Source organism: Ruegeria sp. HKCCD7628 (assembly GCF_057221005.1).
Window position 1 is genome coordinate 831,525 of sequence record NZ_JBWVBA010000001.1, and the last position, 15,620, is coordinate 847,144.

The 15,620-nt window shown below is 60.8% G+C and carries 11 protein-coding genes; 4 read left to right on the top strand and 7 right to left on the bottom strand.

Going from position 1 to position 15,620, the window contains the following annotated elements:
* The first annotated feature begins 63 nt into the window (after nucleotides 1-63).
* The 3 genes from AC2TAD_RS04195 to AC2TAD_RS04205 all read left to right on the top strand — a co-directional run bounded on the left by AC2TAD_RS04195 (nucleotide 64) and on the right by AC2TAD_RS04205 (nucleotide 4,870).
* Nucleotides 64-3,216 (top strand): valine--tRNA ligase, encoded by a 3,153-nt coding sequence (locus tag AC2TAD_RS04195; RefSeq protein WP_480866119.1) that lies wholly within the window; start codon nucleotides 64-66, stop codon nucleotides 3,214-3,216.
* Nucleotides 3,217-3,340: 124 nt separating this feature from the next.
* The gene (locus tag AC2TAD_RS04200) at nucleotides 3,341-4,504 is read left to right on the top strand and encodes a benzoate/H(+) symporter BenE family transporter (RefSeq protein WP_480866121.1); all 1,164 of its coding nucleotides are present in this window, start codon (nucleotides 3,341-3,343) and stop codon (nucleotides 4,502-4,504) included.
* Between the two features lie 36 nt (nucleotides 4,505-4,540).
* Nucleotides 4,541-4,870, top strand: coding sequence for a DnaJ family domain-containing protein (locus AC2TAD_RS04205; protein WP_480866122.1), 330 nt, complete (start codon nucleotides 4,541-4,543; stop codon nucleotides 4,868-4,870).
* Here the strand turns inward: AC2TAD_RS04205 and AC2TAD_RS04210 are convergent, their stop codons facing one another.
* Nucleotides 4,871-5,653: a crotonase/enoyl-CoA hydratase family protein gene (locus AC2TAD_RS04210; protein ID WP_480866124.1), complete on the bottom strand. Its 783-nt coding sequence runs from the start codon at nucleotides 5,651-5,653 to the stop codon at nucleotides 4,871-4,873.
* A gap of 58 nt (nucleotides 5,654-5,711) precedes the next feature.
* Nucleotides 5,712-6,788 carry an SMP-30/gluconolactonase/LRE family protein gene (locus tag AC2TAD_RS04215; protein ID WP_480866126.1) on the bottom strand — a complete coding sequence of 359 codons (1,077 nt, stop codon included), beginning with the start codon at nucleotides 6,786-6,788 and terminating at the stop codon, nucleotides 5,712-5,714.
* Nucleotides 6,789-6,881: 93 nt separating this feature from the next.
* On the opposite strand from AC2TAD_RS04215, the gene AC2TAD_RS04220 reads away from it, so the two are divergent.
* Entirely contained in the window at nucleotides 6,882-7,985 is a 1,104-nt protein-coding gene (locus tag AC2TAD_RS04220; protein ID WP_480866128.1) for a pyridoxal phosphate-dependent aminotransferase, read from the top strand.
* 90 nt (nucleotides 7,986-8,075) lie between these two features.
* Here the strand turns inward: AC2TAD_RS04220 and AC2TAD_RS04225 are convergent, their stop codons facing one another.
* The 5 genes from AC2TAD_RS04225 to ptsP all read right to left on the bottom strand — a co-directional run bounded on the left by AC2TAD_RS04225 (nucleotide 8,076) and on the right by ptsP (nucleotide 15,576).
* Nucleotides 8,076-9,266 (bottom strand): pyridoxal-phosphate-dependent aminotransferase family protein, encoded by a 1,191-nt coding sequence (locus AC2TAD_RS04225; RefSeq protein WP_480866130.1) that lies wholly within the window; start codon nucleotides 9,264-9,266, stop codon nucleotides 8,076-8,078.
* A gap of 51 nt (nucleotides 9,267-9,317) precedes the next feature.
* A complete protein-coding gene (locus AC2TAD_RS04230; protein ID WP_480866132.1) occupies nucleotides 9,318-9,950 on the bottom strand; it encodes a bifunctional 4-hydroxy-2-oxoglutarate aldolase/2-dehydro-3-deoxy-phosphogluconate aldolase in 633 nt (210 codons plus the stop codon).
* A 3-nt stretch (nucleotides 9,951-9,953) separates the two neighbouring features.
* The gene (edd, locus tag AC2TAD_RS04235; protein WP_480866133.1) at nucleotides 9,954-11,759 is read right to left on the bottom strand and encodes a phosphogluconate dehydratase; all 1,806 of its coding nucleotides are present in this window, start codon (nucleotides 11,757-11,759) and stop codon (nucleotides 9,954-9,956) included.
* A gap of 2 nt (nucleotides 11,760-11,761) precedes the next feature.
* Nucleotides 11,762-13,207, bottom strand: a complete 1,446-nt coding sequence (zwf, locus tag AC2TAD_RS04240) for a glucose-6-phosphate dehydrogenase (protein WP_480866134.1) — start codon at nucleotides 13,205-13,207, stop codon at nucleotides 11,762-11,764.
* 125 nt (nucleotides 13,208-13,332) lie between these two features.
* The gene (gene ptsP / locus AC2TAD_RS04245; protein ID WP_480866135.1) at nucleotides 13,333-15,576 is read right to left on the bottom strand and encodes a phosphoenolpyruvate--protein phosphotransferase; all 2,244 of its coding nucleotides are present in this window, start codon (nucleotides 15,574-15,576) and stop codon (nucleotides 13,333-13,335) included.
* Nucleotides 15,577-15,620: the final 44 nt, after the last annotated feature.

The following is a 15,620-nucleotide window of genomic DNA, read 5'->3' on the forward strand; positions in this document are numbered from 1 at the left end:
CCTTCCTGCGCGCATTCGCTATTGCAATCGCTGACCCGAGATTGATGACGCAGGACGCAACCCATGGCGATGGAAAAGACATTCAACGCGGCCGAGGCCGAGGCCCGCATTTACAAGGCCTGGGAACAGGCCGGAGCCTTCAAGGCAGGCGCGAACCGCTCGCGCGACGAAAGTTTTACCATCATGATCCCGCCGCCCAACGTGACGGGCGCTTTGCACGTGGGCCACGCGTTCAACAACACCCTGCAAGACATCCTGACCCGCTGGCACCGGATGCGCGGGTTCGACACGCTGTGGCAGCCTGGTCAGGACCACGCCGGCATCGCCACGCAGATGCAGGTGGAAAAGATGCTGGCCGCCACCCAGCAGCCGGGACGTCGTGAGCTGGGGCGCGAGGCGTTTCTGGACAAGGTCTGGGAATGGAAAGGCGAATATGGCGGCACGATCATCGAACAGCTGAAACGGCTGGGCTCCAGCTGCGACTGGTCGCGCAACGCCTTCACCATGGCGGGCGCGCCGCGTGATCCGCGTACCGGCCACGAAAATTCTGCGAATTTTCACGACGCGGTGATCAAGGTTTTCGTCGATATGTACGAAAAGGGCCTGATCTATCGCGGCAAACGGCTGGTCAACTGGGACCCGCATTTCGAGACTGCGATCTCGGATTTGGAAGTCGAGAATATCGAAACGCCCGGCCACATGTGGCACTTCAAATACCCGCTGGCCGGGGGCGAGACCTATACCTATGTCGAAAAGGACGAGGATGGGAACGTCGTGCTTGAGGAAGAGCGCGACTATATCTCGATCGCCACGACCCGCCCCGAAACCATGCTGGGAGACGGCGCGGTTGCGGTTCATCCGTCGGATGAGCGTTACGCCCCAATCATCGGGAAACTCTGCGAAATCCCGGTTGGCCCGAAAGAACATCGCCGCCAGATTCCGATCATCACCGATGAGTATCCCGATCCCGATTTCGGCTCGGGCGCGGTAAAGATCACCGGCGCGCATGACTTCAACGACAACATGGTCGCCAAGCGCGGCGGCATTCCGATGTACCGCCTGATGGACACCAAAGGCGCGATGCGGGCCGATGGCGCGCCTTATGCCGATGAGGCCGACAAGGCACAGGAATACGCGCGTGGTCGCGAATTCACCGAGAACGAGATCGACGCGATCAACCTGATCCCCGATCACCTGCGCGGCCTCGACCGGTTTGAGGCGCGGGCGAAGGTCGTCGAGGAAATCACTGCCGACGGTCTGGCCGTGATGACCCGCGCGGATGACCCGCGTCTGGGCACCAAGCTGGGCGAGGATGGCGACCCGGCGACGCTGGTGCCGCTGGTCGAAAGTAAACCGATCATGCAGCCCTTCGGTGACCGCTCAAAAGTGGTGATCGAGCCGATGTTCACCGATCAGTGGTTCGTGGACGCCGAAAAAGTCGTCGGCCCCGCGCTGGATGCGGTCAAGGACGGCACGGTCAAGATCATCCCTGAATCGGGCGAAAAGACCTATTACCACTGGCTGGAAAACATTGAGCCCTGGTGCATCTCGCGCCAGCTGTGGTGGGGGCATCAGATTCCGGTTTGGTATGGGCTCGATCTGTCGGCCGAGAACTTCAAGGATGACGAAAACGACGGCAACCTTGATCTGGTCGAATTGGGCCGTTTGCTGAACGAAGGCGGCATGCTGCATCGTGGCAATGTCATGGAATGTGCTGCAAGCCTTGAGGCCGTCACTGAAAAATTCCTCGACGATAACGCTGACATTCCTAGCCCTTTGAGCCACGCGACGGTCATCGAAGTCGCAGACAAGCATGAAGCGATCCATCAGTTCGCTGAAAGCCTTGCCCATTACGCGGTCGAACAAGACCCGACCAAGCTGGTCTATCCGGTGTGGCGCGACCCCGACGTCCTCGACACGTGGTTCTCCTCCGGCCTCTGGCCGATCGGCACGCTCGGCTGGCCCGAGCAAACCGAGGAATTGGAGCGCTACTTCCCCACCGACGTTCTGATCACCGGCGCGGATATCCTGTTTTTCTGGGTCGCCCGTATGATGATGATGCAACTAGCCGTGGTGAACGAAATCCCGTTTCACACCGTCTACCTGCACTCGCTCGTCCGCGACGAGAAGGGCAAGAAGATGTCCAAGACCACCGGCAACGTCATCGACCCGCTAGAGATCGTGGACGAATTCGGTGCCGACGCGCTGCGCTTCACCAACGCCTCGATGGCGGCCATCGGCGGCGTCCTGAAACTGTCCCGCGACCGCATCACCGGCTATCGCAACTTCGGCACCAAGCTGTGGAACGCCGTCCGCTTTGCCGAGATGAACGAGGTTTTCACCGACACCGTCCCGCAACTGGACGTGGCCGACCTGAAACCCAAAGCCGCCGTGAACCGCTGGATCATCGGCGAAACCGCCCGCGTGCGGGCCGAGGTTGACGCGGCACTGGAAAGCTACCGCTTCAACGACGCCGCGAACGGGCTTTATGCCTTTGTCTGGGGCAAGGTCTGCGACTGGTACGTGGAGCTGTCGAAACCCCTGCTGCAAGGCGACGACGCCGAGGCGCAGGCCGAAACCCGCGCCACCATGCGCTGGGTTTTGGATCAGTGCATGGTCCTGCTGCACCCGATCATGCCGTTCATCACCGAGGAACTCTGGGGGCTGACCGCCGACCGCGCGAAAATGGTCGTCCACGCCGACTGGCCGACGTATGGCACCGAACTGGTCGATGCCGATGCGGATCGTGAGATGAACTGGGTGATCTCGGTCATCGAAAACACCCGCTCGGCCCGTGCCCAGATGCGGGTTCCGGCAGGGCTTTACGTGCCGATGCTGGTGACGGAAATCGACGCCCATGGCCAAGCCGCATGGGACCGCAACGAGGCGTTGATCAAGCGTCTGGCCCGGATCGACAGCCTGACCAAGGCCGATGAACTGCCTAAAGGCACCATCTCGATCGCCGCTCCCGGGGCCTCTTTCGGCCTACCGTTGGCCGATATCATCGACATTGGTGCCGAAAAGGAACGGCTGGAGAAAGCCAAGGGTAAACTGGCCAAGGAGTTGGGCGGTCTGCGCGGACGTTTGAACAACCCCAAATTCGTGGCCTCGGCCCCGGAAGAGGTGGTTGAGGAAGCCAAAGCCAACCTAGCCGCCCGCGAGGAAGAAGAGGCCAAGCTGAACGAGGCGCTGGCCCGTCTGGCCGAGATCGCCTGATCTTCAGGCATATACACTAAAGCAGACCCCGCCCCTTTGGCGGGGTTTTCTTTTGCCATCAAAGGGCTTGCCGCGTGGTTCAAAGGCTTGTTAGCTCTGGCACATGACAACGCCCGAGGCCCAGATGACACGCGCAGCCCCTCCGCTCCAGACCGTCTCGACCGGGTTGGTCGTCGCGATTGTCGGCTTTTTCAGTTCCTTCCCAATCGTGCTGCAAGGGCTGGCCGCGATGGGGGCATCGGCGGCGCAATCCGCGTCCGGTTTGATGATGGCGGCGATTGCGATGGGGCTGACGGCAATCGGGTTAAGCCTGTGGTACCGGCAGCCGATCAGCGTAGCCTGGTCCACGCCGGGCGCTGCGCTGCTGGCCGTATCCGCCATGCCCGCCGCCGGGTTTGCCGAGGCCACCGGAGCCTTCCTGTGCGCAGGCGCGTTGACGGTACTGGCAGGGCTTTGGAGACCCTTGGGCCGGCTCGCCGCCGCGATCCCCACAACACTGGCGCAGGCGATGCTGGGCGGCGTGTTGCTGCCGTTGTGTATCGTCCCATTCAAAGCCGCTGTAGAGTTGCCCTGGCAGGCGCTGCCCGTGATCCTGACATGGTTCATCGCCGGTCGGATCAACCGCCTGTTTGCCGTGCCCGCAGCTGTGGTGGCCGCGGCGATCATGGTCATCTTGAACGCGGGTGAGGCATCGGTAGCGCCAGCGCAATGGGTGTCGGCCCCGGTGTGGACGATGCCCACAGTCTCGTTGGCCTCGGTCATCGGAATCGGCGTCCCGCTTTTCATCGTCACTATGGCCACTCAGAACATCCCCGGTATCGCGGTGATGCGCAGTTTTGGCTATGACCCCGCATCCGGTCGGTTGTTTTCGTCCGTTGGCGCGTCCAGCATCCTGTCGGCGCCGTTTGGCGCTCCGGCCACCTGTCTGGCTGCGATCACCGCTGCAATGTGTTCGAACGAGGACAGTCACCCCGACCCTACCCAACGCTATTGGTCGGCAGTGATGGCGGGCGTGTTCTATTGCATCTTCGGCGTGTTCGCTGTGGCCATAACCGGCTTTGCTTTACACGCTGATCCGCTGCTGATGGGCACCCTGACCGGAATTGCGCTGATCGCAGTGCTGGCCAACGCCACCGCCGCCGCACTGGAGGTTCCGACCGAGCGCGAGGCCGCTATTCTGACCTTTGCGATCACGGCCTCGGGTATCTCGGTCTTTGGTCTGGGGGCAGCGGTTTGGGGCTTGCTGGCCGGGGGGCTCGCCTATCTGGTGTCGAACCGCATCCGCTAGCGCTTAGCCTTACTCTGACCTATTATCAGCCCATGTTTGGATCGTTTTGGAAAACTCATTGAACGCCAGATCAGGAAGGCGCAAGCCGAAGGGCAATTGAAGGGCCTTGAGGGGGAAGGCAAACCTCTGCCTGATCGTTCGTCCGATGCGCAGTGCGATCCAGCTATCGCAGCTGGTCACAGGATTATGGCACAGGCGGGTGTTCTGCCCCAGGAATTTGCGATCAAGAAAGACCTCGATACCGCCCGCAAGGACTATGCCAAGCTGACCGATCCGAAGGCCCGCAAGCGGGCGATGGCGCGCATCGCAGATCTGGAAATGCGCTATAACATGGCCCGCGATGCGCGACGCGCCTTCATGCGGTGATCACTTGAAGACCGGTTTGCGGCCTTGCATCTGGGCTGCGATGACCTCCATCTGCTCAGGCTTGCCGATCAACTCCACCTGTTCTGAGGATTCGGCCAAAAGCACCTCGGCACGTGGTTGAGTTTCGGCCAAGTCGATCAGGCGCTTTGCGGCGCGCACGGCTGAGGGGCTTTGCCCGGCGATGTTTTCAGCCAGCGCAATCGCTTCGGTCAGCGGGTCATCTGAAAGCTTGGTTACCAGTCCCCATTCCTCCGCCTGCGCCGCGCCGATGGGTCGCGCAGTATAGGTCAGCAGGCGCAGCACATCCGTGCGCACCAGTTTGGGCAGCAACACCATCCCCCCCATGTCGGGAATAATGCCCCATTTCATCTCCATCACTGCCAGTTTGGTGTCGGGATGGGCAATCCGGATATCTGCGCCCAGCGCGATCTGCAAACCACCACCATAGGCCACGCCCTGGACCGCACAGATCACCGGCATAGGCAAACGCCGCCAGATCAAAGCGAGTTCCTGCATCTCATTCGCGTCTTCATGGCTGCGTGTCATCAACCATTCCGACGGATCAATATGCGCCATCTTGGCAAAACTGGCCATGTCCAACCCAGCGCAAAAGCTTTTGCCTTCACCCGACAGGACTACCGCCCTCGCGTCCGAGGCGGCCACTTCCTGACCCGCGTTCAGGATGGCTTTGATCATCGCATCATCCAGCGCGTTCATCTTGTCGCCGCGTGTCAGCGTGACGTGGGCGATATGATCTTTGTATTCGACGGATACGCGTGACATGCAGGCCTCTCAATTCAGGTTTGCACAACAATGCCCCGAAGGCTCGTCAAGTTCCAGATCAACGTGGGGGCAGGTCTGACGCAGACATCCGACCGAACCACGGCGAATCCAGCGTCATGACATAAAAATCCTCCCCCACGACCCGGCCACCGGTCGTGATGCCCAGCCGCCCCCCCGGATCTTGTAGGTTCTGAAGGATGTTTCCTTCACCGTCGAACTGAATCAGCATTCCCCTGTGAATCGGTGCCGGCCTTACCATTGGCCCAAGTCGCCAGATCACCTTGCGAAGAAATGGATAAGGCATAAGCGCCTCGGTTGGCACGCGCGGGCTGGCGAACGCCATCCAGTAGGTCCCGTCGCCCTGCGCCTCGATATTGTCCGGATAGCCCGGCAGGTTATCCAACAGAACCTCGCGCTGGCCGGATTTCTGACCCTGTAGCCACAGCTTGTGGACGCGTGCGCGACCGGTTTCGGCGATCAGCAGAAAGTCTTCGTCCGGGGACAGGGCAACCCCGTTGGTATAGACAAACCCCTCAGCCACTTTCTCGGTGCTGCCGTCAGGATTGCGTCGGGCCACATAGCCTGTATCCGACTGCTCCCAGATGGTCAGTACCGAGGTTGGCTTGGTGCCGCCCATTGTCTCGGGGTCGAACCGATCGGAAGAATTCGAGAAATAGACCGTGCCGTCCTGCGCCACATCCAGCTGATTGGCATAAATCACCGGCGCACCCGCAATATCGGAAACCAGCGTTTCCAGCGTACCGGGGCCGGTCCAGCGCATCAGACCACGGAAACTGTCGGCAATGTAAAGCGCCCCATCCGGTCCGGCCTTCAGCCCCAGCGGGCGACCGCCAAGTTCATCCACTTTTTCAGGCGTGTTTCCATCAATGCGGTACAGCGCACCGGACAACGAAGTCGTGTAGATCGCCCCATCTGCCGTGATTGCAAGGTCTTCAGGGCCCTCTGCATCTTCGGGCAGGCGGATCAGCTCCAGCTTGTCCAGCGCGTTATTTTCCGCGAATTCGCCGGAAAATTCCGGGGCTTTTGAGGGCTCCCATGCAACGGGATCAACATCAACCGGCCAGAATACCAGATAGGCAAGCCCGATCAGAATCAGGCCGAATACGATGCGCATGAATGTTCCTCTCGCTGCCTTGCAAGCAGACTGCGCGGCGACGGTTTGGAACACAAGCTTGCCTGACGGGTGACCTTACGTTTATCTGCCCACATGACCCAACCTCGATACACTCCTCTTGCTCTGTCTTTGCCTGCCACAGTGCCGTTCGTCGGCCCCGAAACGCAGGAGCGGCAGCAGGCCGCACCATTTGTGGCCCGATTGGGTGCGAATGAAAGCGTTTTCGGCCCCTCACCACGGGCGATCGAAGCGATGGCCGACACTGGCATCTGGATGTATGGCGATCCCGAGAACTATGATCTGCGTAACGCCTTGGCCGACCATCACGGCGTCGCGCCTGAGAATATCGTCGTGGGGGAAGGAATTGACGGTCTTCTTGGATATCTTGTGCGCTTGTTCGTTGGTCACGGCGATGCGGTGGTGACCTCGGACGGGGCGTATCCGACTTTTAACTATCACGTGGCCGGGTTCGGAGGGATCCTTCACAAGGTACCCTATCGTGGTGACCATGAAGACCTTGACGCGTTGTTTGCAAAGGCGGCAGAGGTTGACGCCAAGTTGGTTTATTTGGCCAATCCAGACAACCCGATGGGCAGTTGGCACATGGGCGCAGACATCGTTTCTGCAATGGAGAAACTTCCCGCAGGATGCTTATTGGTGCTGGATGAAGCCTACGTAGAATGCGCGCCAGAAGGTACTGCTGCGCCGATTGATGCCGGTGATCCTAGGGTGATCCGAATGCGCACGTTTTCCAAAGTCTATGGCATGGCGGGTGCGCGGGTGGGATATGCGATTGCTGCGCCCGGTTTAATTTCGGCGTTCAACAAGGTTCGCAACCATTTCGGGATGAATCGCGCGGCGCAAGCCGGTGCGCTGGCGGCACTGCAGGATGCCGAATGGTTGGAGCGGGTTCAGGCGAAGATCACCGACGCGCGCGATCGGATTGGACAGATCGCGCGGGACAATGGGTTGGAAGCCTTGCCTTCGGCCACGAATTTCGTGGCAATCGATTGTGGCCGGGACGGGGCTTTTGCCAAGGCTGTGCTGGAGGCACTGGTCGCTCGGGGTATTTTTGTTAGGATGCCATTTGTGGCGCCCCAGAACCGTTGCATTCGGGTCAGCTGTGGTGCGGTTTCTGATCTGGATTTGTTTGCAGCCGCGCTGCCAGAGGCATTGGCTGTAGCGCGGGGCGGCTGATCGCATAGGGGGGGCTGTCTGCCCCCCATCGCGCCGATGCGCGATTCCCCCCGAAGATATTTTTGGCCAGATGAAGAGCGGACCCTCTGTTCACGCGGCCAAGATCGCGGCAGCGGCCTCCAGCGCGCCTGTGCCGCGAGGTATGTTGAGGGCTGCCATGGCCGTTTCCATCCCGCCAAGCATCGCCATCACCATTTGGCCATTTACGTGACCCATATGGCCAAGGCGGAAACAGCCGTCCCAATCCTCCATCCCCAACCCGATTCCAAGGGTGAGGCCAAGTTGGGTTTCAGTGAACTGACGCAGCGGGGTTCCCTGCCCGTCGGTCAGGCGCAGCGCGGTGACGGCATGGCTGCGGTCGGTACGGTCGGCGACATTGAGGTGGAGGGCTCCACCATCGGCCCATGTCTCGCAGGCCGCCCAAATAGCTGTGGCGAGACGTTCGTGGCGGGCCCAGACATGTTCAATCCCTTCGGCGTGGATCAGGTCGAGCGCAGCCCTCAGCCCATACAAATGATGCGTCGGCGCGGTGCCATTGAAATACTGGTAGAACAGTTCGGGTTGAGTGCGGGGTATCCAGTCCCAGTATTGTGAAACGCGGGGCATTGTGGCGCGTTTGGCAGCGGCTTTTTCATTGAAATAGACAAAACCGATGCCAGCCGGGGTCATCAGCCCTTTCTGGCAGGCGGTGACCATGACATCGACACCCCAGGCGTCCATCTCGAACCTGTCGCAGCCCAGCGATGCGATGCAATCTGCCATCAGCAGCGCCGGGTGGTTCAGGTTATCCAAAAGGGCCCGCAGAGCCGGGATATCATTGCGGATCGAGCTCGACGTATCCACATGCACCGCCAGTACGGCCTTGATCTCATGCGCTTTGTCGGCGCCGAGGGCCTCGGCAATCAGGTCGAAGTCCCACCCCGAGGATGTACCGAAATTGATTACCTGCGCCGTGGCCCCGATCCCTTCGGCCATTTCTGCCCAGCCATAGGTGAATCGACCCGACGCAGGGGCCAGCACCGTTTCGCCGGGGGCGATCACGTTGGACAAGGCTGCCTCCCACGTGCCGTGACCGTTGGCGATGTAAATCGCCACATGGTGGTCGGTTCGGGCCACACGTTTAAGGTCGGCGGTCAGGGTGGGCATCATCTCGATCAGTTCGCCATCGTAGATATTGGGCGAAGGCCGATGCATCGCTTGCAACACTGCGTCGGGCATTACTGAGGGGCCAGGAATGGCCAGATACTCGCGCCCCTGCGCGAGAGAGATGTGGTTTGTCATGGGGTCAACCTGTCTGAATTGACGCCCAATTTAGTGACGTCCGGCGCGGCGTCAATCCATCAGCTGCGACGCTTCACGTGCAAGTTTTTCGATGCCGGTCCAGTCGCCATCGATGACCATTTGTTTGGGCGCGACCCAGCTACCGCCTGCGCAGGCAACATTCGACAAGGACAGGTAATCGCGTGCATTTGACGGAGACACGCCACCTGTCGGGCAGAATGTGATTTGCGGAAGGGGCGCGCCAATAGCCTTAAGCGCCGGGGCGCCCCCGGACGCTTCGGCCGGGAAGAATTTAAGCATGTCGTAGCCCTGTTCCAGCAGACGCATCGCCTCGGACGCAGTGGCAGCGCCGGGGAGTAACGGCAAGCCCTCGGCCTCACACGCTGCGATCAAAGCATCGGTTGCGCCCGGTGAGACACCGAATTGAGCACCTGCCTCTTTCGCGGCGCGGACGTCTTCGGGGGTGATCAGCGTGCCTGCGCCGACCACACCGCCCGGCACCTGCGCCATGGCGCGGATCGCACTGAGCGCCGAGGGGGTGCGCAATGTGACCTCCAGCGCGGGGAGGCCACCTGCGACAAGCGCCTCGGCCAGAGGCCGTGCTTGAGCAGCGTCATCGACGACCAGAACCGGCACGATCGGGGCCAATGCGCAAATCTCGCGGGTGTGTTGGGTTTTGGACATGTTTTACACTCCGAAAATGCTGGCGCCAGTGTCAGCGGACCCGACATTCTGGCGGAAGGCTCCGAACAGGTCGCGCCCCACGCCGTGCTGATTGGCGCTGAGGTCGGCGGTGGCGGGCGGGCGGTTCAACACGCCGGGCGTCAGGATTTCCAAATCGCCTTTTACCGCATCAACGCGCAGGATATCGCCGTCTTGCAGGCAGGCGATGGGGCCACCGTCCAGCGCCTCGGGAACCACATGGATCGCAGCGGGGACCTTGCCGGATGCGCCCGACATGCGACCATCTGTGACAAGCGCGACCTTGTGGCCTCGGCCCTGCAGGATCGACAGCATGGGCGTCAGAGAATGAAGTTCAGGCATTCCGTTGGCCTTTGGCCCTTGAAAGCGGACGACTACGATGACATCGCCAGTGAACTCTCCAGCCTTGAACGCGGCTTTCACCTCGTCTTGGTCGTGGAACACGCGGACCGGTGCCTCGACCACCTGATGTTCGGGGGCAACGGCCGAGACTTTCATGACGCCCGTTCCCAGATTGCCCGTCAGGCGTGACAGGCCACCGGTGGGTTGGAACGGGTCGCTGGCCGGACGGAGAATTTTTTCGTTCAGACTTTGGCCCGCGCCTTCTTCCCAGACCAACTCGCCATCTTTCAGCTTGGGTTCTTTGGTGTAATTGTGCAGCCCCTGCCCTGCGACCGTCAGCGTATCGGGGTGCAGCAGGCCGTCCTCCAACAAAGTGCCGATGCAATAGCCAAGCCCGCCTGCGGCGTGGAAATGGTTCACATCAGCCAAACCGTTCGGATAGACCCGCGCGACCAAAGGCACCACGGCGGAAATGTCAGAGAAATCCTGCCAGTCCAGCACGATCCCGCCCGCGCGGGCCATGGCGATCAGGTGGATCAGCAGGTTGGTAGAACCCCCTGTGGCCATCAGGCCGACAATCCCGTTCACAAAAGCGCGTTCGTCGAGGATCTGGCACACGGGCGTATAGTGATTGCCCAGCGCGCTGAGAGACAGGGCGCGGCGCGCGCCTTCCTCGGTCAGGGCATCGCGCAGGGGTGTGTTGGGATTGACGAAGCTGGAGCCCGGCAGGTGCAGGCCCATGAACTCCATCAGCATCTGGTTGGTGTTGGCGGTGCCATAAAAGGTGCAGGTGCCGGGGCCGTGATAGGCGGCCATTTCGGCTTTCATCAGCTCATCGCGGCCGACTTCTCCGGTCGCGAATTTTTGGCGGACCTTGGCCTTTTCATCATTCGGCAGACCGCTGGTCATGGGACCTGCGGGCAGGAAAACAGCGGGAAGATGGCCAAACGCCTGCGCCCCGATGATCAGGCCGGGGACGATCTTGTCGCAGACGCCCAGGAAAACAGCAGCGTCATAGGTGTTGTGGCTGAGTGCCACGCCGGTGGCCAGCGCAATCACATCGCGCGAGAACAGCGACAGCTCCATCCCCGCCTCACCCTGCGTGACGCCATCGCACATGGCGGGAACGCCGCCCGCGACCTGCGCCGTACCACCCGCTGCGCGGATCGCATCGCGGATCAGAGCCGGGTAACGCTCGAACGGCTGGTGCGCCGAGAGCATGTCATTGTAAGCGGTGACGATCCCTAGATTGCCCGCTGTTCCGGTGGCCATTGATTGTTGGTCTTCGCCCGCGCCCGCATAGGCGTGGGCCTGACCGCTACAGGACAGGTGCGCGCGGGCCGGGCCTTTGGACTTGGCCTGTTCCATCCGTTCCAAGTGAGGGCCGCGCAGATCGGCGCTGCGGTCGATGATACGTTGAGTGACGTCGGTGATTACAGAATGAACCATGTTTATCCTCCGATCTGACGCCAACGGCGCCCGTCGCGATGCATTAGCATCAAGGCTTCTTCGGGTCCGGAACTTCCCTGATCATACCGTGCAGGCCGGTCGCCGCGGTCCTCCCAACCCTGAATAATGGGATCAACCCAAGCCCAGGCGGCCTCGGCCTCGTCCCCACGCATAAACAGGGTCTGGTCGCCGCGAATGACGTCCATGACAAGCCGTTCATAGGCGTCCTGCGCCCGTGCATCCGCGCCCAGCGCCTCGGCAAAGCTCATGTCCAGCGCCACGTCGGACAAACGGAACCCACCCGGACCCGGGTCTTTGATCGTGGTGCGCAGGGTGATGCCTTCGTCCGGTTGCAGACGGATCACCAGCACGTTGCCGTGCAGAGGGCCAACATTCGGGAAAATCGTATGCGGCGGGTCGCGAAAGAACACCGCAATCTCGGACTCGCGCGCGCGCAGGCGTTTGCCCGTGCGCAGGTAAAACGGCACGCCGGCCCAGCGCCAGTTGCCTATATGAACCTTCAACGCGATATAGCTTTCGGTGCGGCTGGCCGGATCGCCCACATGATCGACATAGCCGTTTTTACCATCCGAGGCGCGGTACTGACCGCGGGCGATGTCTTTAGGCTCGACCGGTTCCAGCGCCTCGATCACCTTGACCTTCTCGTCGCGCACCGCGTTGGGCGCGAATTTCGAGGGTGGCTCCATCGCGGTCAGACACAACAACTGAACCAGATGGTTCTGGACCATGTCCCGCATTGCACCAGACTGATCGTAGTAGGCCCCCCGCCCCTCGACCCCCACGGTTTCGGCCACGGTGATCTGGACGTGGTCGACATGGGTGGCATTCCACAGCGGCTCGAAAAGGGAATTGGCGAAACGCAAAGCCATCAGGTTCTGCACGGTTTCCTTGCCCAGATAGTGATCGATCCGATAAATCTGATGCTCTTCAAAGCAAGCCCGCAACCCTTCGTTCAGCGCCTTGGCCGAGGCCAAATCATGCCCAAACGGCTTCTCGACCACGATACGGCTGTCCGGCGTCGCAAGTCCGTGATCGTTCAAGCGTTGTGCAATCCCGGAAAACAAGCTGGGCCCGACGGACAGGTAGAACGCGCGCACCACATCGGGGCGCAAGGTCTTGGCCAGATCCGACCACCCCGCATCACCCAAAGCGTCCACCGGCACATATTCGACCTGTGCCAAAAATCGATCCAGGACATCCTTTTTGAACCCGGGTGCGAATTCCTGCATCGACGCTCGAAGCTGCTCGCGGAACCCGTCACTGTCCATGTCAGACCGCGCTGTACCAATCACCCGTGCGTCAGGCGGCATCTGGCCAACCTCGAATCGATGATAAAGTCCGGGCAGAATCTTGCGCTGCGCCAAATCCCCGGTCGCGCCAAAAAGCACCAGATCAAAGGGGTTAACGGGAATAACGCGTGAAACCATCGACGGGCTCCTTCAGATTCAATGGCATCGCCAGACATGTTATCGCTAACATTTACCGTGCAACTAGTCAAAACCGGCGTTAAAATCAACACCAGATTTGAATTATGCCCCCTGCGGCGCTGCGATCACCCCTGATTACGTAGCCATTCCATCACTGCTGGTCGCACGGATTGTTCACCACGGTGCCGGGCATCCGCGATAATCTTGCGCAGCGATTGCAGATCGGCGCGCAACAACACGCTTTTGACTGGACCAATCGAGGCCGGGCGCATCGACAGTGACCTGATGCCCATAGCGGCCAGGCACAAAGCCTCGACCGGGCGACCAGCATCCTCACCGCAAAACGAAAGTGGCGTGTTCGAGATATTGCAGCGCTCGACGATACGCTCGATGAAGCTGAGGAAACTGACGTTCAGAGTATCATAGCGGCGGCGCACCAGCTCGTTTTCGCGGTCAGCGGCGAAGAAGAACTGTTTCAGGTCGTTGCCACCGATCGAGACGAAGTCCACCTCGTCAAAAAATTTCTGCGGCGCAAAAGCCAACGAAGGCGTTTCCAGCATCGCCCCTACTTCGATCTTTTCCGGCAGGACGTGACCCAGACGCTTTTCGCGTTCGATGGTTTTGTTGACCTCCCAACGGGCTTCGCGGAACTCATCCGCCTGTGCAACGAAGGGGAACATGATCGACAACGGGCGGCCGTTGGCGGCGCGCAGCAGCGCTTGCAACTGCATGCGCATCACGCCGCGCTTGTCCAACCCCACTCGGATCGCGCGCCAACCCAGCGCAGGATTGGGCTCGGCCACGTGTTTCATATAGGGCAACACCTTGTCCGAACCGATATCCAACGTTCGGAACACGACCCGCTTTTCGCCCGCCGCATCCAGTACGCGCTGATATTGCGTAACTAATTCGGATCGTTTGGGCATCTGCGTGCGGATCAGGAATTGCAGCTCGGTCCGGAACAGGCCCACACCCTCGGCGCCGGAATTGTTCAACGACGGCAAATCGGCCATCAGTCCCGCGTTCATCACCAGATTGATCCGCTCACCATCGCGGGTTACGCACGGGGTTTCGCGGATCGAGGCATAGCGTTCCTGCGCCTTCGCCTGCATCGCGATCTTATCGCGGAAGGCCGAGACCACCGTATCTTCGGGGCGCAGATGCACGGTGCCGTTGTCGCCGTCGACCAGGATATGATCCCCATTCAGCGCCTCGGTCGTGATGCGGCCCACATGCACCACAAGCGGAATCGCCAGCGCGCGGGCGACGATGGTGGCGTGACTGCCGACCGAGCCTTCCTCAAGCACGATGCCCTTAAGTGACCGGCCATATTCCAACAGATCGCCGGGGCCGATATTGCGCGCAATCAGGATAGGATCAGGGGGCAGATCTGTGCCATTTGTATTGCCCTGCCCCGTCAGAATACGCAGCAGACGGTTCGACAGGTCATCCAGATCGGCCAGCCGTTCGCGCAAATAAGGGTCTGTCACTTGGCCCATGCGAGCGCGGGCCTGAGACTGCTCTTTCTCCACGGCGGCCTCGGCGCTGAGGCCACGCGCGATGTCTTCCTCCATCCGGCGCATCCAGCCTTTGGAATTGGCAAACATCCGATAGGCTTCCAAAACCTGCAACTGCTCGGTATCGCCATCCTTGGAAATCTCGAGCATCTTATCGACGCCCACCCGCAATTCATCCACCGCTTCGATCAGGCGTTCACGTTCGCGGTGTGGATCTTCGGCGATCGGGTTGGTGACAACGACACGAGGCTCATGCAACCAGACATGACCCTCGGCAGATCCTTCCTGCGCCGGCCCTCCGGTCAACTGTACAGATTGCTGATGACGGGGCGACAAGGCCGCGCCTTCGCCCACAAAGGCGCCAAGCTCGGCCATTTCGGCCAGAACCATGGCCACCACTTCCAGCGCGTAGACCTCATCGGCTGAGTATTCCCGCGCGTCCCGCGACTGAACCACCAAAACGCCCAGCTTTTCGCCCAGGCGCTGAATCGGGACACCAAGGAAAGACGAAAACCGCTCCTCGCCCGTCTCGGGCATATACCGAAAGCCCTTGGCTGAAGGTGCATCCGCCGTATTGACGATCTGGCCGGATTTGGCGACCCGCCCAACCAGCCCCTCGCCCATGCGCATCCGGGTCTGGTGAACGGCTTCGGGTGCCAGCCCCTCGGTCGCGCACAGTTCAAGCGTGTCTTCATCGCGGAACAGGTAAATCGAGCACACCTCGGCCCTGATGCTATCCGCAATCAGGCTGGTGATCCGGTCAAGACGTTCCTGACCGGCGGCCTCGCTCGCCATCTCTTCGCGCAGCCGCCCCAGCAGCTTACGAGATTCTGTTTCGGTACCGTCCGCCATGGCCCACCCAAATTAGTGCGTCAGGCAAGACCCTTGGCTGAAAC

What these genes read in the sequence shown, in the direction of transcription:
- AC2TAD_RS04195 (WP_480866119.1), top strand. Translation starts at nt 64, where the DNA reads ATGGCGATGGAAAAGACATTCAACGCGGCCGAGGCCGAGGCCCGCATT.
- AC2TAD_RS04200 (WP_480866121.1), top strand. Translation starts at nt 3,341, where the DNA reads ATGACACGCGCAGCCCCTCCGCTCCAGACCGTCTCGACCGGGTTGGTC.
- AC2TAD_RS04210 (WP_480866124.1), bottom strand. Translation starts at nt 5,653, where the DNA reads ATGTCACGCGTATCCGTCGAATACAAAGATCATATCGCCCACGTCACG.
- AC2TAD_RS04215 (WP_480866126.1), bottom strand. Translation starts at nt 6,788, where the DNA reads ATGCGCATCGTATTCGGCCTGATTCTGATCGGGCTTGCCTATCTGGTA.
- AC2TAD_RS04220 (WP_480866128.1), top strand. Translation starts at nt 6,882, where the DNA reads ATGACCCAACCTCGATACACTCCTCTTGCTCTGTCTTTGCCTGCCACA.
- AC2TAD_RS04225 (WP_480866130.1), bottom strand. Translation starts at nt 9,266, where the DNA reads ATGACAAACCACATCTCTCTCGCGCAGGGGCGCGAGTATCTGGCCATT.
- AC2TAD_RS04230 (WP_480866132.1), bottom strand. Translation starts at nt 9,950, where the DNA reads ATGTCCAAAACCCAACACACCCGCGAGATTTGCGCATTGGCCCCGATC.
- edd (WP_480866133.1), bottom strand. Translation starts at nt 11,759, where the DNA reads ATGGTTCATTCTGTAATCACCGACGTCACTCAACGTATCATCGACCGC.
- zwf (WP_480866134.1), bottom strand. Translation starts at nt 13,207, where the DNA reads ATGGTTTCACGCGTTATTCCCGTTAACCCCTTTGATCTGGTGCTTTTT.
- ptsP (WP_480866135.1), bottom strand. Translation starts at nt 15,576, where the DNA reads ATGGCGGACGGTACCGAAACAGAATCTCGTAAGCTGCTGGGGCGGCTG.